This is a genomic window from Ensifer sp. GW101-20A05 (assembly GCF_059424735.1).
The window spans coordinates 150,863-175,020 of sequence record NZ_JBWKZT010000012.1 but is presented as its reverse complement, the minus strand read 5'-3'; the positions used below and the strand labels follow the sequence as shown (position 1 = coordinate 175,020).

Sequence of the window (24,158 nt, the reverse complement as noted above, 5' to 3'; positions counted from 1 at the left end):
AAATGTGTTGCTGAATCGTCACATTAGCGAACGGTGCAAAGGCAACAGCGAACAGTTCCACATCAAAAAGAAAGGCCCGGTCGAAACCGGGCCCAAACACTCAGATTGGCAAAGGATCAGAACTTGACCTTAAGGGACGTCGATATGGCGCCGAAGAAATCGTTACCGTAGTCGTAGGACACATCGCCGCCGATAACCTGCCCGTCGAAGTTAACGGGGCCCGAACTGCCGCTCGTCAGGATGCCCACTGCACCAGCCAGTCGAAGCTCGATATTCTTGTTTGGCGAATAGGATACACCCGAGCCAAGCGACCAAGTATCGGACTGAGTGCCATAGCCGTGGCTGGTACCGCGGTCCCAGGTCAGGCTAACAGCGCCGTTCCACTGATCGTTGAACTTGTGACCAAAGCCGCCTGAAATCGTCCAGCCGTCTCGATAAAGCAGGTCAAGCGAGGTGCAGGGCTGAGCCAGGGTTCCGCCCGACGAAGGGCAAAACTTGAGAACCTGGAGTTGGCTCCAATCCGTCCATTTGACCGAGCCGAAGGCGACCCAGTCGGGCGCAATACCGGACTGAATCTTCAATTCGAGTGAATCCGGCATCGATGCAAAGCCGGAGACCCCATAGAAGTTAACCGGAGCCGGCCCGCGAACGTCACGCAGGTCGATCGTTCCCGCAAGGTTGTCGAGGTCCACGGCACTGTTGTAGACGAGGCTCGCCCGCACTGCGTATTCAGGAATTTCGTAGCCGACGCCAGCGCGCCAGCCCCAACCATCCCCCTCGAGATCCAGCCGACCGATGCCGGTACGCCCGGCGGCCAATACCGGTGGCACGCCCGTGAAATCCTGAACCAACCGCTCCTTGAAGCCGCTGACCTCTTGGTAGAAGACGCCGCCGATGATGCGGAACTGACCTTGGCCGACGTCCCATTTATAGGAGCAGGTTGCGGCGTAGTTGTCGCTTTCGACCTTCGTCTCGACGTTGTTGTTTGCACCGGCCCAGTTGAGGCCCGGGTTGGTATGCGCACCCCAGGGCTGCGAATAGTCGGCCATACAGTCGATATCGTCAGCAAAGCGCGCCTTGACCCCAACGCGCGGAACCCAATAGCTCTCGGTATCGTCGGCGGTATTCGGTCGGGAATTCAAGTTACCACCGCCAGCACCCGGCCCCGTTCCATTAAACGGGAAAACCGCAGACGTCGTATCCGTGTCTCTGACATTCTTCAGTTCGCGCTGCGGATTGACGTAGGTCGCCGAAGCTTCGCCGGCGTAGTCCGACGGGTCGAACAGCAGATCGATGTTGTAACCACCGCGCTCAAGACCGCCGGCGTGGGCCGCCGACGCAACCAGCAAACCAGCCGCCACCGTCAGGACGCCACGCTTAAAATTCATGTGAGCCATCAAGCTCCTCCCCTGCACTGCAATCTGCGACATTCCACCTCATGCCGCGTATGGCGGAAGTATTCTCACGAACATGTGAAATCGCAAATGCCAGATGCAGAGGCGGTGCGGCACTATGCGTCACATAATTTACGTAAGATTCTCACGATTTAGACACATTCGCGCATTTCCGAAATGATATTCCGGAAAATAGGTAAATAACCCAATAAAATAGGAAAAACTTCCAACACTCGCGAAAGCTGTGTCGTGGAGACAACAATATTGGTTTTTGCTGGAGATCAACAAAAATGGCCGTTGAAACTCCGCCTGCCCATGCCAAGCGATTTCGTGAACGGCCGACAGTATTCAGCTCAGCGATTCGATCGCGAAGCGCGCCCCGGTAAGTATATAAAATCATACTAAAATAGAAAATCCGCGACGGACCTGTCGCGGATTTTGACTTCCTTGGCCGGTCAACCCTGTGGGCGGTTGCACCCTTAGCGTGCTTCCTAACCGGCTTCCGCCACGCGCGTGAGCGCGACGCCAAGCGAATCTTTCTGAAGATCGAGCTCCACCAGGCGCTCACGCTCCGCTTCCACCAGTTCCGGTTTTGCGTTCGCGACGAACTTTTCATTGGCCAATTTGCCAAGAATACGCTCGCGCTCCGCATCCACCTTGGCGATCGCCTTCTCCAGGCGCGACTTCTCGGCGGAGAGATCGATCAGGTTGCCAAGCGGCAGGCACGCGGTCGCCTCACCCACAACGATCTGGGCACTGCCGCGCGGGGCGACAGTCGCATAGTCGATGTGTTCGACACGCGCCAGGCGCGCAATTGCCGGAGCATGCTGCTGCAGGCGCTCGCGCGTCAGATTGTTCGCGCCGACGACGATCAGCGGCGCGGTTGCTGCCGGCGGAACATTCATCTCCGAACGGACGGAGCGGATGCCTGAGACTAGGTCGATCAGCCAGTTGATCTCATCGGCGGCCGCATCATCGGCATAGGAAGCCGCCGGCCATTCGGCGTGGCAGAGCAGCGTCTCGCGTTCGCGGCCCTCGCCTGCCGTCTGCCCCCAGAGCTCCTCGGTCATGAACGGCATGAACGGGTGCAGCAGCTTGTAGATCTCGTCGAGAACATAGGCGACGCAGGCCTGTGACTCGCGCTTGGCCGCCTCGTCCTCGCCGTTGAAGACCGGCTTCAGCAGCTCGAGATACCAATCGCAGAACTGGTTCCAGACGAAACGATAGAGACTGCCGGCGGCTTCGTTGAAACGATAGGCCTCGATCGCCTCGGTGACGTCGCGGATGGTGCGCGAAAGCTCCGTCAGGATCCAGCGGTTGATGGTGAGCGACGCGGCTTCGGGGATGAAACCGTCGCTGTCGACCACGCCGTTCATCTGGGCAAAACGCGTCGCGTTCCAGAGCTTCGTGCCGAAGTTGCGATAACCGGCGATGCGGGCGGGATCGAGCTTCACGTCGCGGCCCTGGGCAGCCATGATCGCCAGCGTGAAGCGCAGTGCGTCAGCCCCATATTCGTCGATAAGTTCGAGCGGGTCGATGACGTTGCCCTTCGACTTCGACATCTTCTGGCCGTTCTTGTCGCGAACGAGCGCATGGACGTAGACCGTATGGAACGGCTCGACTGGGGTGCCGTCGGCATCCTTCATGAAGTGCAGGCCCATCATCATCATGCGGGCGACCCAGAAGAAGATGATGTCGAAGCCTGTCACCAGAACGTCGGTCTGATAGTACTTCTCCAGTTCCGGCGTCTCGTTCGGCCAGCCGAGCGTGGAGAACGGCCAGAGCGCCGAAGAGAACCAGGTGTCGAGCACGTCTTCGTCGCGGGTCAGGATTTCGCCCGGCTTGAAGTTTTCAAGCAGGTCCTCGACATAGGCCTTCATCGGGCCTTCATGCGCGAGATAGTGCTGGATCGCGGCGTGCAGCGCCTCTTCCTCGGTCTTCTCGACGAAGACCTGGCCATCCGGTCCGTACCAGGCCGGGATCTGATGCCCCCACCAGAGCTGGCGCGAGACGCACCAGGGCTGGATGTTCTCCATCCACTCGAAGTAGGTCTTTTCCCAGTTCTTCGGAACGAAGTTCGTGCGGCCTTCCTTGACGGCGGCAATCGCAGGCTTCGCGAGCGTCTTGGCGTCGACGTACCATTGTTCCGTCAGGCGCGGCTCGATCGGCACGCCGCCACGATCGCCATGGGGGACCATGTGTTTGTGCGGCTCGATCTTGTCGAGCAGGCCAGCCTCTTCGAAGATGCGGACGATGATCTTGCGAGCCTCGAAGCGATCCTTGCCTTCGAGTTCGTCCCACGCACCATGCAGGGCTGCCGGATCGGAAAGCCCTTCGAGGAACTCCTCATTGTCCTTGATGGTGATGCGACCTTCGATCGTCATGATGTTGATCGCGCTGAGGCCCGCGCGCTTGCCGACGTCGAAGTCGTTGAAGTCGTGCGCAGGCGTGATCTTCACCGCGCCGGTGCCGGCCGTCGGATCCGCATAGCTGTCGCCGACGACGGGGATGCGCCGGCCGACGATCGGCAGGATGACATGCTTGCCGATCAGCGGTTTATAGCGCTCGTCGTCAGGGTTGACGGCAATGCCGCTGTCCCCGAGCATCGTTTCCGGGCGGGTGGTCGCGACGACCAGATAGTCGCGCTTCTCCCATTCGGTCGCCTTGCCTTCCTCATTGAAGGCAACCGGATGTTCATAAGTGACACCCGGTTCGAGCGGATAGCGCAGATACCAGAGATTGCCGTTGATCTCGTGCTGCTCGACCTCCAGATCGGAAATCGCCGTCAGAAGCTTCGGGTCCCAGTTGACCAGGCGCTTGTCCTTGTAGATCAGCCCTTCCTTGTAGAGCGAGACGAAGACCTCCAGAACGGCTTCCGAGAGGCCGTCGTCCATGGTGAAGCGTTCACGCGACCAGTCGCAGGATGCGCCGAGCCGCTTCAACTGATTGAAGATCAAGCCGCCGGATTCGGCCTTCCACTCCCAGACCTTCTCAATGAAGGCCTCGCGCCCCATCTGCCGACGGTGCTGCTGGGTTTCCATCAGCTTGCGCTCGACGACCATCTGGGTCGCAATACCGGCATGGTCCATGCCCGGCTGCCACAGCACGTCCTTGCCGCGCATGCGCTCGAAGCGAACCATGACGTCCTGAAGCGTGTTGTTGAGCGCGTGGCCCATGTGCAGCGAACCGGTTACGTTCGGCGGCGGGATCACGATGCAGAAGCTATCGGCGCCGGGCTTGGCACCCGCGCCTGCACGAAACGCGTTTTCTTCGTCCCACTTCTTGGCGATACGTGGGTCGACGGATGCGGAATCGTAGGTCTTATCAAGCATTTTGGAGCCAATTTTGGAGAGTGATGTCTGTGTCTTGTAAACCGGAACGGCCGGTGCAAGTCAACACGAACGCAAAAAGCCGCGACGGTCGCCGCGGCCCCACGCATCAAAAGATCTGAATTTCAGCGACGCGGCCCGCGGGCAACACGCTCGATTTCCTCGCGAACCAGCCGTTCGACGAGTGTCGGCAGATTGTCGTCCAGCCATTCCTGTAGCATCGGCTGCAGCATTTCCTGGGCAATTTCGTCGAACGAGCGCCTTGCGCCCTGATCGACCGCGAGAGCGAGATTGTCAAAGGATTGCGCGACCTTCCGGCCGACTTCCGGAGAGACGATGGCTGCGATCGCCTTCTCGGGGGCCACCGTGTCGATCACCGGCGCCGGCGCTGGCGATTCGACGCCGTCGCGACGCTCCGATGGCGCTGGGGCAGCGACGGCTTCCGCATCCTCGTGTGTTTCTGGGGCCACGATCGGCTGAACGGCCGGAGCCTTGGGCGCTGATACCGCGGCCATGCGCGACGTTACGACGGGGCTGTCCTGGATCGCCGGCGCTGGCGCGACTGGCTGCGTTTCGCGCGGGGCAAATCCCGTTGCGTGGCGCTCCGAAGCTGCACGAACGCGTGCTGCGACATCAGCCAGCGAAAGCGGCGGCTGCGCAACCGCCGTGCCAGTCTCGGACGAGACGATGGAAAGCTCTACGGCAGGAGCCGCGGGCGCGGGCCTCGATGTTTCGGCAGATTCCTCGCGCCGGCCGAAGGCAACGGTCTCGATCTCGCTGTCGATCGTCAGCTCGATCTCGTCACCCGCCTCGTCCTCGAAATGCTCCTGCGGCGAAAGCCCGGCCTGCCCAGGCTCATTGCTCTCGATGATCTTGCGAATGGATGCCAGGATCTCATCCATCGAAGGTTCACGCGCGACATTGAGCTGTGCCATTTCTATCCCCGTTTGACGCGGCCGGCATGTGTTTCAAAACAGGACATGCGCCGATTTCCGACAAACCTTATGTGAGTTCGCGGACGAAACATACGCCACGAATCAGCCACTCAGATCCTTGCACAGATTTGTTTTCAGGGGGAAAAATAGAAACGCCCCGGGGAGACCGGGGCGTATTCTTTAGCGACCGTCGACGGTTCGAAGACCGAACCATTTATCCTTGACCGCCTCGTAATGTTCTTCGGCGCGATATTCGGCCACCTGCAGACCCTGGCTCTTCACGGTCAGCCTCGCGGAGGCTGCAAGCAAGGTATAGCTCGCGACGACCGCGTCGCGCTGCGCAAGCGCCAGGAGTTCCTGCGCCTGCAGCACGTCCTGCTGCGAATCGAGAACGTCGAGGGTCGTGCGCTGGCCGACTTTGCGCTCTTCGATGACGCCATCCAGTGCCAGCTTGGCGGCAGAGATCTGTGCCTTGTTGGCGGAAATACGCGCGATCGCTGCTTCGAGCTGTGCGTAGGCCGAAACAATCGTTTCCTGAATCGATGCTCGCGCCGAATCAACCAGAATGCGCTGCTGCCCCAGGCGTTCCTTCGCCTGCCGGATCTGGCCGTATTCGAGGCCGCCCTGATAGATCGGGACTTCGAGGCGAGCAGTGATGCTCGATGTGTTGCTGTCGATGCCATCACCGACATTGCCAGTGGTGCGGCCGACCTGTCCCTGAAGCGTCACGCCGGGCAGCATCGTGCCCTCAGCCGACTTCACCTGGTAACCGGCCGAATCAACCGAGTACTGCGCTGCCAGAATGGTCGGGTGGTCGCGCAGGCCGCTTGCGACCGCCTGGTCGAGCGAGCGCGGCAGGCTCTTCGATGCGGGAGACGCCTGCTTGATGTTCTTCGGCAAGTCGCCGACGATCCGCACATAGGTCGCTTCGCTCTGCTTCAGCTGCGCAACAGCGACGATAAGCTGCGACTGCGCGTTGGCGAGCGAAGCCTCTGCCAGGCTCACGTCCGTACGGGTGCCCTCACCCACATCAAGCCGCGCCTTCGCGGCGTTCACCTGTTCCTGAAGGAACGCGATGTTCTGCTTGCGGATCGACACGAGCTGCTGATCGCGGGCGATATTGGAATAGATGGTCGCCGCCGAAAGCAGGATCTGCATCTCGTTGGCGAGCAGCGATTCGCGGGTGGCAAACACATTCGATTCGGCCGCGCGAACATTGTTCAGCGTCTGAAAGCCATCAAAGACCATCTGCGTTATGGAGATGCCGACCTGCCCCTGGTGAACGTCCTGAGTTCCGGAACTCTCCCTGTCGATGGTCGAAAGCGTCCCGCTGGCGAAACCAGCCACCTGGGGGCGAAAGCCGGACTTGGCGATCGGTACGCTCTCGTCGGTGGCGCGCAGCCCCGCCCGCGCAGCGTTCAGATCCGGATTGTTTGCGTAGGCTTTGGCCATTGCGCCGAAGATCGTCTCGGCCAGTACTGCGTGCGGGGCAAGCAGCACACTCGTCGAGACGGCGGCCCACAGGGCCGCTTTGCGGACAATCGACACCATTACTTCTCTCTCCGATCGGGGGCGGCAAAGCCTGCCCTCATTTCCCGCAGCGCTGTCCTCGTTACAAAACGGCGCTGCCTAGACACGCGATGAGCGCTCACACCGCCCACTGGTGAGCAAATCACTACCACTGCACTCTTTGAAACCCGGATTCCAAATTCCGACAACTGCGCAGCCCTACTCTGCGCAGGCATTTCAAAAAGAAACAAGTACCGCGTTGCGAATTGGCAACATTGTTATTTTAGCAGTACATTCAAATGTTGATATCCCTCAATAAGCGGGACCTCAAAAAACAAATTCCTGCTCGCGGCGGAAGCCGGGAAGCGGCTTCACCGCAGTGTTGAAGTCGGCACGCTCGGAGGTTTTTCCGTGCTCGTGCACATAGAGTTTAGCGCGCGAAGCGTTGCCAAATCCTTCGACCACCACGAGTCGGCCGCCATCACGCAACTGCTCGAACAGAGCCGCAGGCAACACTTCCACCGCACCGTGAACGAAGATGACATCGTAAGGCGCTTCGGCAGCGTAGCCCTTCTCGAGTTCGCCGGTGACGACGGCGATATTGTCATAGCCGAGACGTGCCAGCGTTTCGGTCGCGGTGGCGGCAAGACCCTGATCGCTTTCGAGCGCGACGACGGAACCAGCAATCAGGGAAAGCAGTGCCGAGGCATAGCCGGTACCGCAACCGATCTCGAGCACGACGTCGGACTTGGCGATCTCGGCGAGCTGCAGAAGCTTGGCAAGCGGCGACGGCTCCATCAGGAAGCGCGGCCCTCCGCCGTTGGCGGCGTCAAGCGCGATGTCGGTGTCGATATACGCGAGCTCCTTCATCTTCGCGGGCACGAACTCCTCGCGCGGCACGGTGAGGAAGGCGGACAAGACCGAGTGAGACGTCACATCCGTGGTCCGGATCTGGTTGTCCACCATCTTGGTGCGCGCTGCTTCGAAATTCATGCTGGTGCCCTCGTATCCGGATAGGCGCGGCGCCGCTTTTCGGAGAAGCCCGCGCGATCGTCTTGTGGCTCTCAACGGAAAGCCTTTGACGTAAGCTCTTAAATCGCCGCCCCGCGGGATTCAAGCGACAGCGGCAAATTGCGCCGGAAAAACGGGGAAGAAGAGCCCTGATCGATCATGGCGGCGACGCGCGGACATGGGCGCGACGCATTGCTGGCACGTGGACCGCGGGCAAACTCAGCGCCCGGGTGCGCCTTCCAGGCCCACGAGGGCGATCTTGGTGTAGCCGGCGTTCTGGATGAGGTTCATGACCGTCATCAGCTCGCCGTAGTCCACGGCCTTGTCGGCCCGGAGCAGGACACGCGTCTCGGTGTTGCCCTCCGTCAGGCGCTTCAGCTCGTCGGCGAAGGTCTCACGCGCCGTTTCCTCGTTGCCGATGGCCAGCGCCAGATCGGCCTTCAAGGTCACGAAGACCGGCTTGTCGTCGCGCGGCGCTGGCTTTGCCGCCGATTGAGGCAGATCCACCTTCATATCCACCGTGGCAAGCGGCGCCGCCACCATGAAGATGATCAGCAGCACGAGCATGACGTCGATGAAGGGCGTGACGTTGATTTCGCTGTTCTCGTCCAGATCGCCGCCGTCCTGGCTTACTTTTCCGGCCATGGGTCACCCGATCCGTGCGATGGTCGTTTCGGCATGGACGAAGCCTTCCTGCCGGCGGGGCTGCGCCTTGCGGACCATGCGGTGGTCGAGGTCGCGGCTGACGAGCCGTTCAACGGCGGCCGCAGCATCGGCAAGGATCACCTTGTAGCCACCCACTGCACGTGCGAAATAGTTGTAGATCACCACCGCTGGAATTGCCGCAACAAGGCCGATAGCAGTGGCGAGCAGCGCTTCGGCAATGCCGGGTGCGACGATCGCGAGATTGGTCGTCTGCGCCTTGCTGATGCCGATGAAGGAATTCATGATCCCCCAAACCGTGCCGAAGAGGCCGACGAACGGTCCGACCGAGCCGATCGAGGCCAGAATACCGGTGCCGCTCGTCATGCGCTTGCCGGCGCGAACCTCGATGCGGGTCAGCAGCGAAGAGACGCGTTCCTTGATACCGCTCGCAGGCGCATGGTCGACAACCGCTTCCGAACGCACCATCTCGTCGATCGCCGCAGCCACCATCTCAGGTGCTGGGCCCGACTTCCCGTCGAATGCAGTATTGACATCAGCCAGACCGTTAGCGGCTGACAGGAGACGCACCGCCCGCTTGAGGCGCGCCTTGGCGCTGAAAAGCTCGAGTGCCTTGACCAGGAAGATCGCCCAGGTGGCAATGGACGCCACTGCCAGGCCGACCATAACGCTTTTGACGACAAGGTCCGCCGCCATGAACATACCGATCGGCGACAGATCGTGCGGCAGCACCGGGTTCGCCGCACCTTCGGTCGCAACGGCAGTGCCCTCGACAGCAAGGGGGGCAGTCTCCGGCGACGCGGCTTGTGGTGCGGGCTGCACCTGAGTGATCGGCGTCGCCTGGTTTACCGGTGCGCTGCCGGTTGCCGTCTGGCCCTCTACGACCGGCGTCGGCGTGGGAGATTGTGCGACAGTGCCCTGAGTGCCGTTCGTAGCCGGGGCTGACGATGCCCCTTCACTCGCTGACTGAGCGAACGCAACCACGGGCATAGCAGCCGATGACAGACCCAGCATTGCGGCTGCCAGCAGATTGATCGTCGATCGGGCTCGGTTCGGCATCTTGTTCCTCACGTACTGGTCCGTTTCGTCATTTCAGAGCGAAGGGATTGCCGCCACCCGTCACATCCCTTGCGTGCTTTCGGGCTCTTTACGCAAAGGGGAGCGGAATGACAAGGATTTGTGGAGTTTATCAATCAAGAATAATTTCGCAACCCGCCCGCTCAGGGCGCGACCGGTGACTGCGGTCAGAAATCTGGCGAAACGTCCATGAAAGAACCGGTCCGCCAGTCATACGCGCGGTGCCGTTCCCATGGGCGGGCAAGGGCCGTGAATGCCGTTCGAAACTGCATTGCGGGCGGCGCGTGCTCCGTATCCGACTGCGCTCGAATTTCGATTGCGCCCGTGCGACGCAGCGTCTGCGCATTCACAATACGGGCGCGGTTGGTCGGGCACGCCGCGCCATCGACCCGCGCCGCAGTCACTACAAGATCCGCCTGGTCGCACAAGGCCGGAAAGAGCCGCGGGTTCTCGATGGCAAGGATCGTCCAGCCGTAGCCGTTGCGCGCCGCACACCATTGCTTTTCCCGGCAGATGAAGACACCCGCAGCATTCGCCTCGATCGCCGACGACAGATCCGCGCGGATCGCGGCCTGTTTTTCCTGGTCGAGCGGCGGAGCGCCCTTCCCGGCCGGCTCCGTAGCCGGGTAAGGATCGGCAGCTGCCGGCGGCGGAAGCATCGCTGGCTTGAGGTGGTTTTCCACCGCGAGGGCCCGTTGCCATTGCGAAAACACGAAATCCGACGGGCGCATCCTGTTGGTTGCTATCGCGCCGTTCGCAACGAGGCCGACGAGGCGACCATCCTCGGCAATCACGACATCGGGCAGACGATCGTGCTCGACTGCGAGGCTGACGAGACCGACGCTGATCAATACCGCTCCCGACAGGGCCAGCCAGCTCCGCAACACACAGACGAGAACACCGCCTGCGGCAATCAGCGCAAAGCCGAAATGCCCGATGCGACCCGTGACGATCTCACCGTCGAGAGAGGTTACGAAGCGGGCGATGTCGAGCATCCGGTCGAGGCCCCATGCCATCGCCATCAATGGATAGTGTTCAAGTCCCAGTGGCATCAGAAGCATGGCGAACAGGCCGAACGGCATGATCACAATGCTGATCACCGGCATCGTGAGAACATTGGCAAGCAGGCCATAGGCCGGCAACCGGTGAAAATAGGCGATCGAATAGACCGATGTCGCCAAACCGCCGATGAGAGAGGTGATGACAACACCGGCGATCACGCCGGTGACCGGGCCCCTTCCCTTGCCCTGCCTCGCCGCCGTCGGTACCTCCGTCTCCCGTCGCTCGCGCCAGCGCGCATAGCCGGCAACGAGCGCAAGGGTCGCAGCGAACGACATCTGGAAACCCGGCCCAGCAACCGCAGACGGCGTTGTGGCGACGATGACGATCGCCGCGAGGGCAACGTTGCGCAGGCTGATCGACATACGATCGAAAAACACCGCCACGAGCATGATGGAAATCATGATCCAGGCGCGCAATGCCGACACCGCTCCCCCGGAGATGAGAATGTAGAGGCAAACCATCAGCAGTGCGCCGGTAGCCGCAACCTTCTTGATCGGCACACGATGCGCTAGGCCAGGGATCATGCTGAGAACGGTGCGGGCGCCAATCAGAAAGGTCCCGGCGGCAAGCGCCATGTTGAGGCCGGAGATCGCCAGCACATGCGCAAGCCCGGCTTGCCGCAACACCTCGACCGTCTCACGGCTGATTGCCCGCTCTTCCGCGGTCACCAGCGCTGCCGCAAGCGCTCCCGTGTCGCCGCCGATCGATGCACGGATGCGCTCTCCGACGGCCTCCCGCATCGCGGCGATGCTGGTCGCCAGGGATGAACCAAAGGAAGAGGCCGCTTCCGATTCTCCGGTCGCAGGCGCTTTTCCGCCCGTGGGCGAACCGTAGAAAAACCCGACTGCACCGATACCCCGGAAGTAGCTGTCAAACGCGAAGTCGTTCAAACCCCGCAATGCCGGACCGGAGGGCGGAGACAGCCGCGCCCTGCCCTCGATGGTCGCACCTATCGGCAGCGGATCTTCCCGGCCCCGCGCCACCAGCGTGACTTTCGTCGGTTGACGGCGCAGGCGCGGCCTGGTCGTCTCGTGGATCTCGACCCCGTAGCGCCACTGGCCCCGGTCGTCCTGCTCACGCGAAAACACCACACCCCGCACGTTCGTCGTCACCGGTGCGTCGAGGACGATCGTATCGATCCGCGCCGTCTCGGCCGCGACCAGCACCATTCCCGCCACAAACAGTGTCGCCCCAATCAGCGGCACCCGCAGCCGTGCAAATTTTCCGACGCATGCCACCGCCGCCATGCCGAAAACGCAAAGCAGCAGTGCAAGTTTGACAATTCCGACGTCAAAAGGGAGCGACAGCCAGGTGAGGACGCCTGAGACCAGCAGCACCGGTATCAACACAAAACCGTGACCGAATGCGCGTTCTTCCTCGATTGCGGAGGCGACCGACGCCTTGACCGCGCGCGGACCGAGACGCGCCGAGAGCGTCGACATGCCGCGGCGCACCTGTGTCGAAAGCAAGCCGCGCGGCGCATTGGGAGCAAAGACTGTAACGGCAGTGGCGGCATCGGAACCGGGCAACATGAAGCTGCCGCGCTCAGCGTCCTGCGACGCCTGCCGCCTTTCAGTATCGCTCATCGCGCCAGCGCTCTTTCCCCCGAATACCCGGCCGATCATGCAACCAAAGGCACATAACCGCAACCGATGCGCTATCTGCTGAAAAAAGCGGCAAACCTATATAGAATGGTACCGCACCATCATCCGACGAGATTATTGATCTCCTTGGACTTATTGCCGTAACATGCCATTGTTGCGTCGCCATATGCACATTTTCGCATCGCACAATTTGCCTTTCGTACAGCTTGGCAGTCGAAAATAAATCATATAGCAAATTCGCAACGTTCATTGTCGTGGCATGTCTCTATGTCACGTTGCCATAAGACGGAGGGTCCGATGACTGAAAAAACCGCGGTTGTAACACTCGATGGAAAGTCTGCGGATCTTCCGGTGCGATCGGGGTCCATCGGCCCTGACGTCGTGGACATCGGCTCGCTCTACAAGCAGACGAAAATGTTCACCTACGACCCGGGCTTCACGTCAACGGCGTCGTGCGAATCCAAGATCACCTATATCGACGGCGACGAAGGCGTGCTCCTGCACCGCGGCTACCCGATCGAGCAGCTTGCAGAACATGGCGACTTCCTCGAGGTCTGCTACCTGCTGCTCTACGGCGAACTGCCGACGAAGGCACAGAAGGCCGACTTCGATTATCGGGTCACGCACCACACCATGGTGCATGAGCAGATGTCGCGCTTCTTTACCGGCTTCCGCCGCGACGCGCATCCGATGGCCGTCATGTGCGGCTGCGTCGGCGCACTTTCGGCCTTCTACCACGACTCGACCGACATCACCGATCCGCATCAGCGCATGGTTGCCTCGCTGCGCATGATCGCCAAGATGCCGACGATCGCGGCAATGGCCTACAAGTACCACATCGGCCAGCCCTTCGTTTACCCGAAGAACGACCTGGACTACGCCTCGAACTTCCTGCGCATGTGCTTCGCCGTTCCGTGCGAGGAATATGTCGTCAACCCGGTTCTGTCGCGCGCCATGGACCGTATCTTCATCCTGCACGCCGACCACGAGCAGAACGCGTCGACCTCGACGGTCCGTCTGGCCGGCTCGTCGGGCGCAAACCCGTTCGCCTGCATTGCTGCCGGTATCGCCTGCCTCTGGGGCCCGGCCCACGGGGGCGCCAACGAAGCGGCGCTCAACATGCTCGCTGAAATCGGCACGGCCGACCGCATTCCGGAGTTCATTGCGCGCGCCAAGGACAAGAACGATCCGTTCCGCCTCATGGGCTTCGGCCACCGCGTCTACAAGAACTACGATCCGCGCGCCAAGATCATGCAGAAGACCACGCATGAAGTGCTGGCGGAACTCGGCCACAAGGACGATCCGCTGCTCGAAGTCGCGATGGAACTCGAGCGCATCGCGCTGACCGACGAGTACTTCATCGAGAAGAAGCTCTACCCGAACATCGACTTCTACTCCGGCATCACGCTGAAGGCGCTGGGCTTCCCCACCACCATGTTCACCGTGCTCTTCGCGCTCGCCCGCACCGTCGGCTGGATCGCGCAGTGGAACGAGATGATCGAAGATCCGGAACAGCGCATCGGTCGTCCGCGCCAGCTCTATGTCGGCGCCCCGCAGCGCGACTACGTGCCGGTCTCCAAGCGCTGATCGGTATCAGCCAAGAAAAACGAAGCCCGGTCATCGCTGACCGGGCTTTTATTTTGTAGGTCCGGGAACATCGGTTCGAACCCCGTCCACCATCGGGCTGGCCGCAAGCAATGCCGGTCCCAAACCGGCTCCGCCGGCGGGATCCTTGCGCACATTTTCGACGACGTCGACGCATCGAGAGAGCATCGCGCTCGCTCAATGAACTTGAAGCTCACCTGTTATTCCTCTTGAGATAGCCAAGAACAATCTCGGCTGCCTTCTCACCAGGCGGATGAGTTGTCGCCATGCGCTGTTGCACCAGTGCATAGCCATCCAGCATCGAGGCGCGTTGCGCCGTTGCACCGGAAAGCCGCTCCATCCAACGCGTCAAGGCACCAGGGCGGATGGACTCGCTGAAGTATTCCGGCACGATGGGGAAGTCTGCGATCAAATTCGGCAGCGCGCCGCTCCAGATGCGGATGCGCTTGTGCCAGAGCTTCACCAGGAAATCGGGATCGTAGGTTGAAACGACGGGAACGCCGGCAAGCGCCAGTTCCAGGAGAACCGTTCCCGAGGCAGCGATCGCCGCATCGGCCCGATCGAAAGCGGCCCACTTTTCCGCCGTCCCTACGGTGATCTCCGGCTGGATGGGCCAGGATGCCGTGATTTCGCGCACCAGCTTTTCCTGCCGCGAAACGGTCGGCAACAGGAAGCGAATGCCGGGATGTCGGCCGGCAAGCTCCTCAACCACCCGGCCGAAGGTCGGCAACAGACGGCCGACCTCACTCGAACGGGAGCCCGGCAGAAGGAGGCACGTCGCGACCCGCCCATCGATGGCGCCGACAAGGCGCTGCTGGCGGTTTGCCCGAACCGCGAGCACATTCGCATCGCTTGCGAGGCGGTGGCCGACATAGGTCGTCGGCGGGCCCTGCAGCTTCTCCATCGCCTGCGGTTCGAACGGCAACACGGCCAAGACGTGATCAACATAGCCACGCATGCGCGGCGCGCGTTCCGGCTTCCAGGCCCAGACGCTCGGGCAGACATAGTTGATGACAGGCACATCCGGCAGCGCCGCTCGGACCTTCCGTGCCACGCGGTGGGTAAAGTCCGGGCTGTCGATGATCAGCAACGCGTCGGGACGCGCGGCGATGATCGCCTTTGCCGTCTGGCGAATGCGCATAATGAGCTTCGGCAATCGTGCCAGGACCTGGGTGAAGCCCATGATCGATAGTTCGGAATAGTCGAAGAGCGATCGAAGGCCCTCCGCCTCCAGCGCCTCGCCGCCGACACCGACGAGCTCTATCGTGCTGCTGCTTTGCGTTCGAAGCGCCCGGACGAGATCGGCGCCCAGGAGATCGCCGGAAACCTCGCCTGCAATGACTGCAAGCTTGTAGCTGGATGCGCTCATCGCTCGGCTCCCTTGGCCGATCGTTCGACACCGGCGACAAACAGACCAGCGCGATTGGCGACATCAATCACGTTGCCGCGCTCCAGGACCAGAGCCCTGCCTGCTTCGACCGCGATGCCGGCGAGACCGGCCTTTTCTGCAAGTGCAACGGTCGACGGTCCGATCGACGGGAGGTCGGCGCGCAAATCTTGCCCGGGCTTGCAAAGCTTGACGAGGACCCCTCGCCGGCGCGAAGAGACACGGCCCTCGGCCTTCAAGGCGACGACACGCTCCAGCATAGAATCGGTACCCTCAGCGCCCTCCAGCGCCACGACGCGCCCACCGACGGCCACAGCACCCTGCCCCACATCGAGCGCGCCGAGCGCGTTGGCGGCAGCGATGCCCGCCTCGATGTCACGGCGATCGTCGGCATCAGGTGTAACCGCCCCGATCGGCCCCGGTTCTGCCAGGAGATTGGGCACCACTTCATGAACGCCGATGACATGGGCGCCGCTTGCTTCGATCAGTGCCATCGCCATGCGCAGGACGGCGTCGTCTCCACCGGACACCAGCGTCTTCAAGACGGCCGGGATCTTTGCCAGCGTTCTCAGCGTCGGGCGAATGTCACGCCATTCCGGCCGGCGGCGAACCCAACCCGACAGGACGACCCGATCAATCCCCTCTTCCTTGAAGGTTCGGCTGATATTGGCGAAGTCGCCGATCCCCAGCACGGAATGATCGAAGCCGACCCAATCGGCTTCTTCCGCCTCTCGCGACAATGCGATGATGAATGGATCTTCGCCGCGCGCGCGCACAGCTTCGGCTACGTGGTGCGGTAGCGCGCCACCGCCGGCGATGATTGCGAGCCGACCGCCGGTCGCTGCGTGGCTCGCAGCAGCCGACATCACGCTCACGCCTTGCCGCGAGACGGCGACGATAGTGCCCGGTCGCTCTCGGCCGCGATGAAATCGAGGATTTCGACGACCGGTGCGCAGTCGGCATATTCTTCGCGAATGGCCGCAGCATTGGCGCGGATCGACTCCGGGCCTTCAAAGATCTGCTTGTAGGCGCGGCGAACGACGTGGATCGTCGCGCGGTCGATCCCGGCCCTCGTCATACCTACGACGTTCAGCCCGCTCAGTATGCCCGGATTGCCGTTGAGCATACCGTAGGGAATGACGTCGTAGCTGACGGCGGAGAGGCCCCCGACAAACGCCTGTCGGCCGACACGGGTGAACTGATGCACGGCGCAGCCGCCGCCAAGAATGGCGCGGTCTTCGACCGTGACATGGCCCGCCAGCATCACGTTGTTCGACAGGATGATATGGTTGCCGAGGCGGCAATCATGCGCCACGTGCGAATAGGCCAGGAAGAGATTGTTGTCGCCAATGACCGTCTGTCCGCCATGTTCGACGGTGCCCGTATTCATCGTCACGCCTTCGCGGATCGTGCAATTTGCACCGATCAACAGTTCCGTATCGACGGCGCTATGATGAACGCTCTGCGAATCGGCGCCGATCACCGCCTGCGGGAAAATTTTGGTTCCCGTGCCGATCGTCGTACGGCCGGTGACCACGACATGACTGTGAAGCTCGACATCGTCGCCAAGAACGACTTTCGGCCCCACGTGGCAAAAAGGGCCGATCTTGACGTTCTCGCCGATCGCAGCGCCGTCTTCGATAATCGAGGACGGGTGGATCTTCGCTGTTGCTGCAATCATGTTCAGGCGTCTTCCTTGCTGACGATCATCGCGCCGATATCAGCTTCTGCGACCAGTTGCCCGTCAACTTTTGCGTCACAGTGAAATTTCCAGATATTGCCGCGTTGCTTCTGCTTCACGACATGGAATTCGACGCGATCGCCGGGAACGACCGGCTTGCGGAAGCGCGCATTGTCGATGGTCATGAAATAGACGAGGTTCGTTCCGCTACCCACCTTGCGGGCACAGATCGCACCGGCCGTCTGGGCCATGCCCTCGACAAGCAAAACGCCAGGCATGATCGGCTGTTCGGGGAAGTGACCGGTGAAATGCGGTTCGTTCGCCGAGACGTTCTTGATGCCGATCGCCGAATTGTCGCCGTCGATCTCGATGATCCGATCGACGAGCAGAAATGGGTAGCGATGCGGGAGCAGTTTCAGAATTTCCTGAATGTCCGCCGTACCGAGAACCGTTGCTGCCTCACTCATTCGCGCCGCCCTTCTTCTTTTTCTGTCTGTCGCTTGCCCGCATCGCCATCTCCGCGACATCGCGCAGGAAATCGCGCATCGGGCGCGCCGGAATACCGCCATAACGTTCGCCGGCGGGAACATCGCTCGCCACGCCGCTCATCGCGGCGATCTGTACGCCATCACCGACCGTGATGTGGCCGTTGACGCCACTGCCACCGCCGATCATCACGCCGTCGCCGATCTTTGTGCTGCCTGCAATGCCCACTTGGGCGACGATGCCACAATAACGGCCAATGCGCACGTTGTGGCCGACCTGGACGAGATTGTCGATCTTCGTCCCCTCGCCGATCACCGTGTCATCCATCGTGCCGCGGTCGATCGTCGTGTTGGCGCCGATCTCGACATGATCCTGAATGATCACGCGCCCGACCTGAACGATCTTGATCATTCCGCCTTTCGGCCCGGGCGCATAACCAAAACCATCCTGCCCGATACGGGCGCCGGGATGGATGATCACGCTGTTGCCGACGAGAGCACAGAGCACGCTTGCGCCAGAGGCAATCGTACAGTCACGGCCGATGCGCACGCCCGGCCCGATGACGGCGCCGGCAGCGATGCGGGTGCCGCGGCCGATTTCGGCGCCAGCCCCGACGACCGCCGTCGGCTCGACCTCGACATCGTCTTCCAGACGCGCGGTCGGATCCACGAAAGCACCCGGTGCCACGCCCTTGAGGCTGGTGTTGCGCGCAGGACGCATCGCCGCCTCGTGCAGCAAGGTGCCGGCAAGGGCGAAGGCCGTATGCGGGCGAGCCGCCAGCAGGACTGGGATATGGGCAGGCACAAGGCTGAAGATCGTCTTGTCGCAGATGATCGCGGATGCCTGACAGGTATCAAGCTCGGCTCGGCTCTTGCGAGACAACATGTAGCAGACGTCGCCGGGCTTGGCCCGATAGACTGGCGCTACAGAATGAATGGTGCAGTCGGCGACCGCACCATTGCTCAACTCCGCCCCAATTTGATTCGCCAGGTCACCCAGACGAATCCCTTTATGGGGCGGAAAAAACCAGTTCTGTTCCATGGACACTCCAGAACGATCTTTTTCCGGCAGTTCTGGACTGCTTTTTATCAGAACGACGAGGAAATACCGAACTTCAGGTTCTGTACCCGGTCGAAGTCTTCCTTGGCAACCGGCCAAGCATAGTCAACACGCAGCGGACCGAACGGCGAAGCCCAGATCAGGCCGATACCGACCGATGCACGCAGCGACGCGTCGTTGCCCTGCACCGTTTCAGAGGGAAGGGTCGCGACCTTGTTGCTGTAGAGCGTACCGGCATCGGCGAAGACCGCACCGCGGAAGCCGCTGTCACGCGGGATGCCCGGAAGCGGGAACGACGCTTCGGCCGAAGCCGTAAAGTAGGTCGTGCCGCCGAGCGCATCGCCCGTCGCCTGATCGCGCGGACCGATACCGTTGCGCTCGAAGCCACGAATATCGTTGGAGCCGAGCTGGAATTGGTCGAAGACCTGCAGATCGCTGCCGGTTTCGAAGACATGACCGGCGCTACCAGCAAGCGACGCGATGATATCCGCCTCGTCGTTGACCGTGTAGTACCACTTGGCCTTACCAGTCATCTTGTAGAAGTCGGAGTCGCCACCAAGACCTGCAAACTCGTGCGTGAAGGTCGCCAGGATGCCGTCATGCGGCAGCTGGGGATCGTCGAGTGTGTTGTAGGTGATCGACTGCGATACCGACGAACGGACCCAGTTTCCACCCTCAACTGCACGAACGTAGGGCGACGACAGCTTCGCGACGTTACCGCTATAGTCGAACTGCGTGAAGTTGTAGCGCAGCGTGGTCGACAGATTTTCGGTGATCGGCGCCGTTACGCGCAGGCTGAAGCCCTGATCTTCGTAGCTGTAGTCCTCGTCGTCGAAGTCGTTCTCGTTCTTGAAGACGTCAAAGCCGGCAGCCAGACGATAGCCAAGGAAGTACGGCTCGGTGAACGAAACGTTGTAGGTCCGGCTCTCGTCACCGCGACCGGCGGCGACGCGGATGTACTGACCACGACCAAGGAAGTTCTTTTCTTCGATCGACGCTTCGACGAGGAAGCCGCCGCCGCTACCCGCAGAGTAACCAGCACCGATACCGAACGAACCGGTCGACTGATCCTGCACGTCGACAATCACGACGACGCGGTCGGCAGCGCTGCCCGGCGCGGTCGAGATGTTGACGGTCGAGAAGTAGCCGAGTGCCTCCAGCCGACGCTTGGCGCGGGCAACCATTTCCTGGTTGAAGGCGTCGCCTTCACCCATGTCGAATTCGCGACGGATAACGTAGTCACGTGTACGGGTGTTGCCGCGGATCTCGATGCGCTCGACGTAAGCACGCTCGCCCTGATCGACGAGGTAGTCGACGGCGATCGTGTGATTGGCGAGGTCGCGGTTGCCGCGCGGCGTGACGCGCGCAAAAGGATATCCGGCCGAAGCGACACGCTGCGAAATCTCGCTCATCGTCGCCTGAACGTCCTTGGCCTTGTAGACCGAGCCCTCGCGGCTGAGGATAAGCCCCTTCAGCTCTTCGGCATTGACGCCCTCGACGGTCGATTCGACATTGACGGCGCCGAAATCATAACGCGGACCTTCTTCGACGGTGATCGTCACCGTGTACTCGTTCGTCGCTTCATTGAGCGCCGCGTCCGAGGAAACGACCTGGAAGTCCGCGTAGCCGCGGTTGAAATAAAACTGGCGCAGCAGCTCTTCGTCGGCGCGAAGCTTGTCCGGATTGTAGACATCCTTGCGTGTGATGAACGAGAAGATGCCCGATTCCTTCGTCGCGATGATCGATTGAAGACGACCGTCGCTATAGGCTTCGTTGCCGACGAAATTGATCTGGGAGATCTTGGTGCGCTCACCTTCATTGATCACGAAGGCAAGGTTGACGCGTCCCTCGGCAACCGGAACAACCTGCGTCGTCACCGTGATGTCGCTGCGACCGATGGCAGCGTAGGCGTCCTTGATGGACTGGATATCCGTTTCGACCGTCGCTTCGCTGTACGGGCCGAGCGGCTGCGTGCGCACGACGCCCTGCAGCTTGTCGTCCTTGATCTTGCGGTTGCCGTTGAAGACGACCTGATTGACCAGCTGATTCTCGCTCACGCTGACGACCAGCGTACCGCCGGCGACATTGATGCTGACGTCGGAGAAGTAGCCCGTGGAGTACAGGCGCTTCACGGAAGCGTCGATATCCGCGTTGCTGAAGGCCTTGCCGGGAACGATCGTGATGTTCGCACGGACCGTCTCAGCGCTGACGCGCGTTGCCCCGCGTACTTCGACACGATTGATGACCGCAGCTTCTGCGACGGACGTGCCTGCGAGCAACCCAACACCAGCGCCAGAAACAACAATGCTTGTTGACAGCGCAGCCGCCGACACCGCGTTCAAAAACCTTGAACCAGCTTTCATGTTCAAATCTTACCTTTTCCAAACGTCGCGCGGCAGTTTCGTGCCGACTCCGGTCACGGTTGCCGTTTTAACCGCTTTTCCCATACAAGCAAGCCAGCTCGTTAATTTCTGTTTACTTCAATTCGAACCGTGGCTTAACGGCCACTACAGCCTCGAGTTATCGTAAACAAAACCTTTCTTCGCAAGCCGTTGAAAACCAATCGTTCACAGTATCCGCCGAATTCCCCTCGCCGTTTCCCCGACCGAACGCTAGCCGAAGAACATCGATATGTCGTTCCAGGTGGCAAAGACCATGAGCATCAGCACCATGGCAAAGCCGATCCGATAGGCGACATCCTGCGCGGCGGGACCGACAGGCTTCCCGCGCAACGCCTCAACCGCATAGAACATCAGATGGCCGCCATCAAGCACCGGTACGGGCATGAGGTTAAGCAATCCTATGGAAACTGACAGGATCGCGGCGATATTCAGCAAGAATGGAATGCCGAGCGTCGCCATCTGCCCGGAAACCTTGGCGACGCGGATCGGGCCACCGATCTGGTCCGCCTTCATCCGCCCGGTCAGCACATTGCCGAGGTAGTCGAAGGTGCCCGTAATGACGTGCCAGCTTTGCAGGACGCCCTGCCCTACGGCCTCGATCGGGCCATAGGTGACGGTGCGGAAGTTGCCGGCTTCCTGATCGGTCAGGATACCGATGACGCCGATCTCCATCTTGTTGCCGAACTGGTCGGTGAGCTCCGTCCGCTGGGGCACCATCGGCAAATCGAGTGTCGCGCCGTTGCGTTCGATTCGGATGGTGATCTTCAGCTCGGGGCGCACGCTGACGTAGCGACGAACGTCGTCGAAGGTCGTCACCGGCGAGCCGTCGATCGAGATCAGGCGGTCGCCCGGAACAACGCCTGCCTGTGCGGCTGCGCTATTTTCGTTCACACGTGCAACCACGGGATCTGCGACCTGGCGTCCGTAGACGGAGAACAGAACGGCGAAGATGGCAATCGCGAGGATGAAGTTGGCGATCGGCCCTGCGGCAACCGTCGCTGCCCGCTTCCAGAGCCTGGCGCCGAGGAAGGTCTTGCCGCGCTCTTCCGGCGCGATTGCCTCCAGACGCTTGTAGTCCGGCACGCTCGCCGCGTCCTCGTCACCGTAGAACTTGACATAGCCACCAAGCGGGATCACCGACAGTTTCCAACGTGTTCCGTGCCGATCGGTCCAACCGAAAAGTTCGGGACCGAAACCGATCGAGAAGGCGAGGATACGGATTCCCGACCAGCGGCCTACGAGATAGTGCCCCATCTCGTGCACGAAGACCAAAAGGGTCAGCACGAGAAGGAAGGGAATGATGTAGCCGGTCAGAAGCTGAAAGGCATCAAGCAGATATGTCATGAACGTTCCTCAAGTCCCTGCGGTCGGCATCAAGGGCCAAGCAGGACCGAACCGAAGGCGATCTGGCGCCCATCGCTGACGAAATACTGAACCATGACCAGAATCAACGCCGCCACGCAGGCGAATATCAAACCGTCGACCCGATCCATGACTCCGCCGTGCCCTGGAATGAGACGGCTCGAATCCTTCACGCCAAAGCGCCGCTTGATGAAGGACTCGAACAAATCCCCAACCTGGCTGGCAACCGAGAGCACCAGGGCGATGATCGGGATCCGAAGATCTTGCAGCGAAAAATAAGCCATAAAGACGGCGACGCCAGCAAGAATGCCACAAATCGTGCCACCGATGGCGCCGGACCAGGTCTTGCCGGGCGATATGCGCGGCGCAAGCTTGGGGCCCCCGATCGCACGGCCGGTGAAATAGGCGAAAATGTCGGTTGCCCAGACCACCGCGAAGACGAACAGCGTTGCGATCAGGCCGAGATCGTCGGCGCCACGAAGTGCTGCGAGCGATATGCCGGTGAGGCCCGCATAGGCGATGCCGCCCGGCAGCCACCAGCTTGTCTTTTGAGTAAGGACCCAAAGCAATGCCGCTCCGAGGCCGAACGCCAGGAAAGGAAGGCTGTAGCCAATGTAACCGGTGACAACGAGGCCTGCGATCACGACTATGGAGAGCCAACCGAAGGCGTTGCCCTGGAAATCACGCTCGACAAGGCCGGTGATCGTCGACCATTCGTAGTAGACGAGAAGCGCGATCAGGACCGAAAGTAGCTGGAAAGCGAGTCCGCCAAACCAAGTCGCAGCGAGAGCGACCGCTGCGAGCACCACTCCCGAAGCGATGCGAAGCTTGAGTTCAGTTTGCATCAGGAACCAACCGCCCGCGTCGGCTCGACCAGTCCGCCGAAACGGCGCTCCCGGCATGCATACTTCTCCAGCGCCGACAGGAAAATCTCACGCGTGAAATCCGGCCACAGTTCGGGAACGAAGATCAGTTCGGAATAGGCGCCCTGCCAGAGCAGGAAATTCGACAGTCGCTCTTCGCCGCTCGTGCGGATGATCAGGTCCGGATCGGGTATGTCGGCGGTGTCCAGCGAGGCTGCAATGCGTTCCTGATTGATGTCCTCGGGGCGCAAACGCCCTTCGGCGACGTCCACTGCGAGGCGACGCATCGCCCGGGTCAACTCGTCACGCGCCCCGTAGTTGAAGGCGATGACCAGGGTAACTCCCGTGTTCGCCCGCGTCGTTTCCTCGGCCTCTATCAATAGCGGCAGGATGTCGCCACGCAGGTTCGAGCGGTCGCCAATGACACGGATGCGGACATTCTCGCGGTGCAGATCGGCGAGATCCCGGCGGATGAAGGTCTTGAGCAACCCCATGAGGTCGCTCACCTCCGACTCCGGCCGGCTCCAATTTTCCGAAGAAAATGCAAAAAGCGTGAGATAGCGGATACCCACCTGGGCCGCCGTCTTGACGGCATCGCGAACGGTCTCGACGCCTTTGCGATGCCCCATGGTACGCGGAAGCCCACGTGCATTCGCCCAACGCCCGTTGCCATCCATGATGATGGCAACATGTTCCGGAACGGTCGTGGAGATGAGGTTTTGCATAAGG

General features: G+C 61.1%; 18 protein-coding genes. 1 reads left to right on the top strand and 17 read right to left on the bottom strand.

Going from position 1 to position 24,158, the window contains the following annotated elements; all coding sequences use genetic code 11:
* Nucleotides 1–116: 116 nt before the first annotated feature.
* The 8 genes from AC070A_RS25645 to AC070A_RS25610 all read right to left on the bottom strand — a co-directional run bounded on the left by AC070A_RS25645 (nt 117) and on the right by AC070A_RS25610 (nt 12,566).
* Entirely contained in the window at nt 117–1,397 is a 1,281-nt protein-coding gene (locus tag AC070A_RS25645) for an OmpP1/FadL family transporter (protein WP_058320612.1), read from the bottom strand.
* A 488-nt stretch (nt 1,398–1,885) separates the two neighbouring features.
* Nucleotides 1,886–4,726 (bottom strand): valine--tRNA ligase, encoded by a 2,841-nt coding sequence (locus AC070A_RS25640; RefSeq protein WP_112995899.1) that lies wholly within the window; start codon nt 4,724–4,726, stop codon nt 1,886–1,888.
* A 122-nt stretch (nt 4,727–4,848) separates the two neighbouring features.
* Entirely contained in the window at nt 4,849–5,658 is an 810-nt protein-coding gene (locus AC070A_RS25635; RefSeq protein WP_113736732.1) for a PopZ family protein, read from the bottom strand.
* A gap of 180 nt (nt 5,659–5,838) precedes the next feature.
* Entirely contained in the window at nt 5,839–7,209 is a 1,371-nt protein-coding gene (locus AC070A_RS25630; protein ID WP_057255789.1) for a TolC family outer membrane protein, read from the bottom strand.
* 285 nt (nt 7,210–7,494) lie between these two features.
* The gene (locus AC070A_RS25625; RefSeq protein WP_057255786.1) at nt 7,495–8,160 is read right to left on the bottom strand and encodes a protein-L-isoaspartate O-methyltransferase family protein; all 666 of its coding nucleotides are present in this window, start codon (nt 8,158–8,160) and stop codon (nt 7,495–7,497) included.
* A gap of 237 nt (nt 8,161–8,397) precedes the next feature.
* The gene (exbD, locus tag AC070A_RS25620; protein WP_057255784.1) at nt 8,398–8,823 is read right to left on the bottom strand and encodes a TonB system transport protein ExbD; all 426 of its coding nucleotides are present in this window, start codon (nt 8,821–8,823) and stop codon (nt 8,398–8,400) included.
* A gap of 3 nt (nt 8,824–8,826) precedes the next feature.
* On the bottom strand, nt 8,827–9,900 hold the full coding sequence (gene exbB / locus AC070A_RS25615; RefSeq protein WP_058320609.1) for a tonB-system energizer ExbB: 1,074 nt from the start codon (nt 9,898–9,900) through the stop codon (nt 8,827–8,829).
* A gap of 185 nt (nt 9,901–10,085) precedes the next feature.
* A complete protein-coding gene (locus AC070A_RS25610) occupies nt 10,086–12,566 on the bottom strand; it encodes a ComEC/Rec2 family competence protein (RefSeq protein ID WP_375374139.1) in 2,481 nt (826 codons plus the stop codon).
* 315 nt (nt 12,567–12,881) lie between these two features.
* Between AC070A_RS25610 and gltA the strand changes: the two genes are divergently transcribed.
* Complete coding sequence (gltA, locus tag AC070A_RS25605) at nt 12,882–14,171, top strand: citrate synthase (protein WP_057255779.1); 1,290 nt, start codon at nt 12,882–12,884, stop codon at nt 14,169–14,171.
* A 211-nt stretch (nt 14,172–14,382) separates the two neighbouring features.
* Here gltA and lpxB read toward each other — a convergent pair whose 3' ends face one another.
* The 9 genes from lpxB to AC070A_RS25560 all read right to left on the bottom strand — a co-directional run bounded on the left by lpxB (nt 14,383) and on the right by AC070A_RS25560 (nt 24,154).
* Entirely contained in the window at nt 14,383–15,558 is a 1,176-nt protein-coding gene (gene lpxB, locus AC070A_RS25600) for a lipid-A-disaccharide synthase (RefSeq protein ID WP_113736731.1), read from the bottom strand.
* The gene (locus AC070A_RS25595) at nt 15,555–16,442 is read right to left on the bottom strand and encodes an LpxI family protein (protein WP_057255775.1); all 888 of its coding nucleotides are present in this window, start codon (nt 16,440–16,442) and stop codon (nt 15,555–15,557) included. The genes lpxB and AC070A_RS25595 overlap by 4 nt, the downstream gene beginning before the upstream one ends.
* Before the next feature lie 5 nt (nt 16,443–16,447).
* The gene (gene lpxA / locus AC070A_RS25590) at nt 16,448–17,257 is read right to left on the bottom strand and encodes an acyl-ACP--UDP-N-acetylglucosamine O-acyltransferase (RefSeq protein ID WP_093232411.1); all 810 of its coding nucleotides are present in this window, start codon (nt 17,255–17,257) and stop codon (nt 16,448–16,450) included.
* A 2-nt stretch (nt 17,258–17,259) separates the two neighbouring features.
* Nucleotides 17,260–17,724, bottom strand: coding sequence for a 3-hydroxyacyl-ACP dehydratase FabZ (gene fabZ / locus AC070A_RS25585; protein WP_057255771.1), 465 nt, complete (start codon nt 17,722–17,724; stop codon nt 17,260–17,262).
* Nucleotides 17,717–18,784 carry a UDP-3-O-(3-hydroxymyristoyl)glucosamine N-acyltransferase gene (gene lpxD / locus AC070A_RS25580; RefSeq protein ID WP_057255769.1) on the bottom strand — a complete coding sequence of 356 codons (1,068 nt, stop codon included), beginning with the start codon at nt 18,782–18,784 and terminating at the stop codon, nt 17,717–17,719. The genes fabZ and lpxD overlap by 8 nt, the downstream gene beginning before the upstream one ends.
* A 47-nt stretch (nt 18,785–18,831) precedes the next feature.
* Nucleotides 18,832–21,165 (bottom strand): outer membrane protein assembly factor BamA, encoded by a 2,334-nt coding sequence (gene bamA / locus AC070A_RS25575; protein ID WP_058326632.1) that lies wholly within the window; start codon nt 21,163–21,165, stop codon nt 18,832–18,834.
* Between the two features lie 249 nt (nt 21,166–21,414).
* Nucleotides 21,415–22,548: an RIP metalloprotease RseP gene (rseP, locus tag AC070A_RS25570; protein WP_110878339.1), complete on the bottom strand. Its 1,134-nt coding sequence runs from the start codon at nt 22,546–22,548 to the stop codon at nt 21,415–21,417.
* A gap of 29 nt (nt 22,549–22,577) precedes the next feature.
* Nucleotides 22,578–23,411: a phosphatidate cytidylyltransferase gene (locus tag AC070A_RS25565; RefSeq protein WP_058326633.1), complete on the bottom strand. Its 834-nt coding sequence runs from the start codon at nt 23,409–23,411 to the stop codon at nt 22,578–22,580.
* Nucleotides 23,411–24,154: an isoprenyl transferase gene (locus AC070A_RS25560; RefSeq protein ID WP_057255761.1), complete on the bottom strand. Its 744-nt coding sequence runs from the start codon at nt 24,152–24,154 to the stop codon at nt 23,411–23,413. Before AC070A_RS25560 ends, AC070A_RS25565 begins: the two co-directional genes overlap by 1 nt.
* Nucleotides 24,155–24,158 lie beyond the last annotated feature (4 nt).